At 52.7% G+C, this 5,757-nt stretch carries 8 protein-coding genes and 1 pseudogene; 3 read left to right on the forward strand and 6 right to left on the reverse strand.

The features are described 5' to 3' along the window. The first annotated feature begins 236 nt into the window (after nucleotides 1-236). Nucleotides 237-959 (forward strand): MauE/DoxX family redox-associated membrane protein, encoded by a 723-nt coding sequence (locus NCN04_RS06945; RefSeq protein ID WP_250395609.1) that lies wholly within the window; start codon nucleotides 237-239, stop codon nucleotides 957-959. A gap of 281 nt (nucleotides 960-1,240) precedes the next feature. On the opposite strand, the gene mraY is transcribed toward NCN04_RS06945, so the two are convergent. Then, nucleotides 1,241-2,350: a phospho-N-acetylmuramoyl-pentapeptide-transferase gene (gene mraY, locus NCN04_RS06950; protein ID WP_250395610.1), complete on the reverse strand. Its 1,110-nt coding sequence runs from the start codon at nucleotides 2,348-2,350 to the stop codon at nucleotides 1,241-1,243. Between the two features lie 26 nt (nucleotides 2,351-2,376). Next, complete coding sequence (locus tag NCN04_RS06955) at nucleotides 2,377-2,640, reverse strand: DUF3134 domain-containing protein (RefSeq protein ID WP_048347584.1); 264 nt, start codon at nucleotides 2,638-2,640, stop codon at nucleotides 2,377-2,379. 53 nt (nucleotides 2,641-2,693) lie between these two features. Here NCN04_RS06955 and NCN04_RS06960 point away from each other — a divergent pair, with 53 nt between their 5' ends. Both NCN04_RS06960 and NCN04_RS06965 read left to right on the forward strand, forming a co-directional pair. After that, nucleotides 2,694-2,948 carry a hypothetical protein gene (locus NCN04_RS06960; protein ID WP_048347583.1) on the forward strand — a complete coding sequence of 85 codons (255 nt, stop codon included), beginning with the start codon at nucleotides 2,694-2,696 and terminating at the stop codon, nucleotides 2,946-2,948. Beyond that, entirely contained in the window at nucleotides 2,948-4,153 is a 1,206-nt protein-coding gene (locus NCN04_RS06965) for an argininosuccinate synthase (protein WP_048347582.1), read from the forward strand. The genes NCN04_RS06960 and NCN04_RS06965 overlap by 1 nt, the downstream gene beginning before the upstream one ends. A 2-nt stretch (nucleotides 4,154-4,155) precedes the next feature. Here NCN04_RS06965 and NCN04_RS06970 read toward each other — a convergent pair whose 3' ends face one another. The 4 genes and pseudogenes from NCN04_RS06970 to NCN04_RS06985 all read right to left on the reverse strand — a co-directional run. Continuing rightward, nucleotides 4,156-4,473, reverse strand: a complete 318-nt coding sequence (locus NCN04_RS06970) for a hypothetical protein (protein WP_250395611.1) — start codon at nucleotides 4,471-4,473, stop codon at nucleotides 4,156-4,158. Between the two features lie 41 nt (nucleotides 4,474-4,514). Next, on the reverse strand, nucleotides 4,515-4,880 hold the full coding sequence (gene rpsF, locus NCN04_RS06975; protein WP_011620813.1) for a 30S ribosomal protein S6: 366 nt from the start codon (nucleotides 4,878-4,880) through the stop codon (nucleotides 4,515-4,517). Between the two features lie 78 nt (nucleotides 4,881-4,958). Continuing rightward, the gene (locus NCN04_RS06980) at nucleotides 4,959-5,426 is read right to left on the reverse strand and encodes a Tic20 family protein (RefSeq protein ID WP_048347580.1); all 468 of its coding nucleotides are present in this window, start codon (nucleotides 5,424-5,426) and stop codon (nucleotides 4,959-4,961) included. Nucleotides 5,427-5,464: 38 nt separating this feature from the next. Further along, a pseudogene (locus NCN04_RS06985) lies at nucleotides 5,465-5,757 on the reverse strand (shikimate dehydrogenase); the annotation flags it as partial.

Raw genomic sequence — 5,757 nt, forward strand, 5'->3', positions numbered from 1 at the left:
TGTCTTGGATTTAGCTAATTAATTGTTGTGTTGATTTTATGGTTGTCGCAAGTGAAATACTTAATCGAATTGTTGGAGATCTTTGAATACAGGAGATTTGTGTAACAGTGAACTCTTGGTGATTGGAATTTCTGATTGCTATTCATCCGAAGGATAATCTCTAAATCGTTTTTCCGCAATGGTTGTAGTCGATTTGAAAAGGTATGGCTACGATCTATACAGAGTCTGGATCAATGATGTCTTCTCAGTTGTTAAGTGATGTTCAACTTTATCGAATGTCGATGCCGGATCATGAATGTCCATGGGGTCTGAAAGCGATTGAGTTGTTGCAAAAGCGACAGATCCACTTCGAAGATCATCGTTTGACCAGTCAGGAACAGGTTGATGCTTTTAAGCAGCGCTATGGAGTCCCTACGACGCCACAGATTTTCAGTGGTACAGAACGAATTGGTGGTTACAGCGATTTAGCCGCTTTACTTGGTGAGGATGTGCAAGGGGTTGATTATTCCTATACGCCGGTGATAGCCGTCTTTGGCACGGCTTTGCTGATGGCCATTGTTCTTGGCGACAGCATGATCCAGCACTTTATGGGTTTTTCCATCTGTGCTTTAGCGATGCTCAAGCTCATGGATGTTGAATCCTTTACCAATAGTTTTGTGAAATATGATCTTCTCACCCAGCGTTTACCCATATGGGGAAAGCTTTTCCCAGGGGTCGAGTTACTCATTGGTTTAGGATTTTTATATGAACCTCCCCTTGTGATTGCAGGTTGGGTTGCTTTTATTGTTGGTGTACAGGGAATGGTATCTGTTATAAAAGCTGTTTATATTGATAAGTTAGCTTTGAATTGCGCTTGTGTAGGAGGTAATACCAAAACACCCCTTGGAATTGTAAGTTTTACGGAATATGCGATTCAGAGTGTAATGGGTTTCCTTGTGGCCTTTCAGTTAGCATTCTGAGATGTTATGGTTTAAATCGTTTTCGATTTTAGTGTTCTTGGGTAATAATTTCTCAGTTTCTTAGGTTGTTGTTTTGTGATTTTTAGATGTTTTGATGGATTGTTTTCGTGGGTTATGGTGTTGTTTGGGTGTGAGTTTTTAAGTGCCGATATCTTTTGATTGTTTTTAAGGTATAAAAAATAATGAATTCTCTGGCTGTTCTAAATTTTATTTTACCTTCTAGTGGCTTGTTGATGGCCGGCTGAATTGTGATCTGAATCGCAACCACTGGATGCAGACCATCACAGAGGTCGAAGCATGATTCCGATGAGGACAAGAGCCGCTGTTGCGATCCAAAATCCAGGCACCACGAGTTGCTCTGGTGTACCCCCCAATTCGAAGTGGTGGTGAAGGGGTGACATGCGGAACACTCTTCGCCCAACTCCATCAGCACCTTTGGTTGCTTTAAAAACCCACACCTGAATAATTACGGAGAGAGATTCCGCCAGGAAGACTCCACCCATCATCAACAAAGGCCAAAGGCTGTTTGTCAGCAAGGCCACAGCGGTGAGAGCCGCTCCCATGGCCAGAGAACCGGTGTCTCCCATGAACACTTTGGCTGGATTGCGATTGTGCACAAGAAAACCAAGCCAACAGCCCGCCATGGCCATGCAGAACCCAGCAAGGCTTGGATCTCCGCTGTTTCCGCGCAGTGTGAGCTGGAGTGCCATGCCTGTGAAGACCAAGGCACCGCAGCCGGCGGCAAGACCATCCAGGCCATCGGTGAGGTTTGTGGCGTTGCTTTCCGCCAAAAACACAAAGACTGCGAGCGGCCAAATCAGCCAGCTGAAGGGAAGATTGATGTCAAACGGCAAGGCCACATCACCACTGATCCAACCGCGCATTCCGGCCCAGATCAGAAAGATCACGGCCGCCAAGGCTTGAAGAAGTAATTTTCCGCGTGGCGTTAAACCGGTGTTGGTGTGTTTGGTGAGACTGCGCCAATCGTCAATTCCACCCACCACCATGTAGGCGAGTGTGATGAACGCCACAGCTAAAAGTTGTTCAGCGGCTTGACCGCTCCAACTGATGAGGCCGCCCACGATCACGCCGACCGGCACCACCAGGAGTCCGCCCATTGTGGGCGTTCCTGATTTGCTGAGATGGCCCTGGGGCCCCTCTTCTCGGATCACTTGCCCGAGCTTTAAGCCACGCAGCTTTGGTACACCCCACCAGGTCACAATTGCAGCGATCAGCGTCGCAATCAGCAAGGGGAGGCTTAGGAGGCTATTTGGGATCCAGCGGTCTGATGCAAATGCTGCTGCATACACAACAACCGCCAGCACACCTGCAGAGACTTTCCCATCGAGGGGGCGGGAAGTCTCTTGTGCGTCGTTCACGTCCCGTTCCATTAACGCCTTAGGGCAGGGACCTTAAATCAATCTTCCCAATTCTCTTCTGTTTGCTCATCGGCAGCGTTGTAATCCTCTTTCTCGCCCATGAGAGCAGAGAGCTCTTCCTCTTCCACTGTGCTCACTTCAGCTGTGCTGGACTCTTCATCTTCCACAAGCCGACCGCTTGTCTCCAGCCAGCTCAGTAAATCGGGCTCTTCGCGAAGAGGCAGCACCGGTGCTGGTTCTTGCCGCCCATAACGCGTGAGAGCTGGATTGATGTTGTCGAGGGCGCTCAACTCAGACGACACTGTCCAGTTCCGTAATCGATCATCATAGTTCAGTGCAGTCTTGAGGACGTCTCTTGGCCAAGGTTTGGCTGCTCCTCTCCGTGTGGGGCGGGGCTTTGTTACTGAGTTTTGGTCTGTGGAAATGGGGGCGCTTGCATCCAGATCCGCTGGTGGTGTCCACGGTTCCGGTGCTTGCACTGTTGTTGATTCCAGCCTTTTTCATGGCGCTTTGGCTGTTTTGGCTTGCTCGTTTGGCTCCCCAATCGGTCCAGCGGGTTGGCGGGAGTAGAGAATCAGTGCAATCTGATTCAGAGCAGGAGTCCACCTGATGGGACGCGCAACCAAGGTCGTTCTCGCCTATTCCGGTGGGGTGGACACCAGCGTCTGCATCCCTTACCTCAAGCAGGAATGGGGTGTGGAGGAGGTGATCACCTTCGCCGCTGATCTCGGTCAGGGCGATGAACTGGAGCCGATACGACTCAAAGCACTCGAGGCGGGAGCGAGTCAGTCTTTGGTTGGTGATCTGATTAAGCCCTTCATCGAGGAATTCGCCTTTCCTGCGATTCGCGCGAATGCTCTTTATGAGGGTCGGTATCCCCTCTCAACGGCGTTGGCGCGCCCTTTGATCGCTCGTCGTCTCGTGGAGGTGGCACGAGAGGTAGGAGCTGATGCTGTGGCCCATGGCTGCACCGGCAAGGGCAACGATCAGGTGCGTTTTGATGTGGCGATTGCATCGCTTGCACCCGATTTAAAGGTTTTAACGCCAGCGCGTGAATGGGGCATGAGCCGGGAGGAAACGATTGCCTATGGCGAGCGGTTCGGCATGCCATCTCCCGTGAGTAAAAAATCCCCGTATTCGATCGATCTCAATCTGCTCGGGCGCAGCATTGAAGCTGGTCCCTTGGAAGACCCGATGGTGGCCCCACCGGAAGAGGTCTTTGCGATGACCCTTTCCGTGGATCAAACCCCGAATGATCCCGAGGAGATCGAGATCCAGTTTGAAGCTGGTAATCCCGTAGCAATCAATGACACAAGGCTGGAGCCCGTGTCGCTGATCCGGGAAGCCAACCGCTTGGCAGGCACCCATGGCATTGGACGTCTCGACATGATCGAGAACCGTGTGGTGGGAATTAAAAGTCGGGAGATTTACGAAACGCCTGGATTGCTGCTCTTGATTCAGGCGCATCAGGAGTTGGAGAGTCTCACCCTTGCTGCCGATGTCTTGCGGACCAAGCGCCAGCTCGAGATGCAATGGGCAGATCTCGTCTATCAAGGCCTTTGGTTTGGTCCTCTCAAAGAGGCTCTTGATGGCTTCATGGATCGCACCCAGGTTCATGTGAATGGGGTTGTGCGCCTGAAGCTTCACAAGGGCAATGCCACGGTGATTGGAAGAGCTTCCACCGACAACAGTTTGTACGTTCCCGAGATGGCCTCATACGGCAGCGAAGACAAATTCGATCATCGTGCTGCGGAAGGTTTTATCTACGTCTGGGGATTGCCCACACGCTTGTGGGCCGCCAAGCATCGGCGTTGAGATCAGGCTGCGATGTTGTGCCGCTGCTGCCCTTGTCGATCGGCGCGTAAGGGCAGGGGGACAATCTCAGCTTCGGACGGTGCAGCATTGAGTTGTTGAGCCTGAGCCAACAACCGATAACGCTCCAGGAGTGGCTCCAATCTCTGTTGGAATTTGCGTTCAAAGAGCTCGGGGAGCTCGCTCAGTAGCGTTTCGTAGTCCCTGATCTGCTCTTCAAGTTCATGCACTCTCTCTCTGAGAGCTTCGACATCGCCACTGGGCGGTCGAGCGGCTTTCCAGGCTGGGGGTGGTGAGCAATAGTTGGAGTCCTGATGCGCCATAGGCGGACGTTATCGCCCGTCCATGGCTTGCACAATGGCCGTCAGGCAGGAGCAGCCGCTTCAGGTTCGGCAGGTGCTTCTGTTCCAGGCGCGACGCGAGGAGCAGGCAACGGGCCTTCTTGCTTCACGGTGAGATAGCGAATCACATCTTCACTGAGGCGCATTGCTTTTTCGATAACGCCCACTTGTTGGCCATCACCGTTATGGCTCAGCTGCACGTAGATGCCTTCCTTGTGCTTGGCGATCGGATAGGCCAGACGACGCTTACCGCGCATTTGATTGTCGAGAACCTCGGCACCCGCCTCAGTCAAAATGTCGCGGTACTTGGTCACGTGAGACTCAACTTCCTCTTCCGGGATGTCCGGACGGAGGATGTACATGGTCTCGTAGTAAGGCTGTTGGGTCATGGAGACAGATCCGACGGGGACTGAAGGCTCAGTGAATGAGCGACGGATCTACCACCATATCGCCTGGTGCTACGGGGATCAGTACAACTGCATGCGAACCGCTTGACTCAAGCCCGGCAGGTCCGGCTCACGACCTCGAGAACACTCGATTAAGGCAAAGATCACAACAGCCAGAACACCCACCACCACAGTGCTGGAGAGCGTGCGCATCATCAGTCCGCCACCGATGGGCAGCAGGATGGTGAAGGCATAACCAATCAGTACGACCACGATGTCAACCAACAGCGCTTGCAAGGTGTTGAAGCGAATGAAGTAAGGGACATTTGGATTCCTCACCACCGCTAAGAACAGCAAGAAAAACAACAGAAGATTTCCAAGACCGAAAGGAATTCCCCGTTCCAAAATGAACAGAGGCAAGGCCGGCAGGGTCAGCCACTGCAGCACAGGGAACTGAATGAGCAGATGTTGGCCGATGGGGATGGCATCGCTCCATGGCAAGACGTAAACCAACAAACCAAGCAGGCGCTGCCAGATGGGGATGGGCACAGGTTGAAGTTGGTGAATGCTTCAAGGCTAGGTCGCGTTTAGGGATGGCTCAGGTTTTTGAGCGCTGCTTCCCGCATCGCGTTGACAGGAACCTCATCGACACCGCTCCAAGATCGGAGAGCGGCGGCCCCTTGCTGGACGAGCATCTCCAGGCCGTCATAGGTGCGGCAGCCCAACGCTTCCCCGCGCTGAAGCCATGGCGTGGGTCGTGGTGTGTAGATCAAGTCGTAGAGCACGGTGTGAGCGGTGAGGTTGTTCCAGATGTCCTCGCCGAGTGGCAGAACGGGGCCTTGATCAGGCTGATGGCTGCTCATTCCAATGGGGGTGGTGT

This window comes from Synechococcus sp. MU1655, assembly GCF_023630655.1.
Taxonomy (GTDB): domain Bacteria; phylum Cyanobacteriota; class Cyanobacteriia; order PCC-6307; family Cyanobiaceae; genus Synechococcus_C.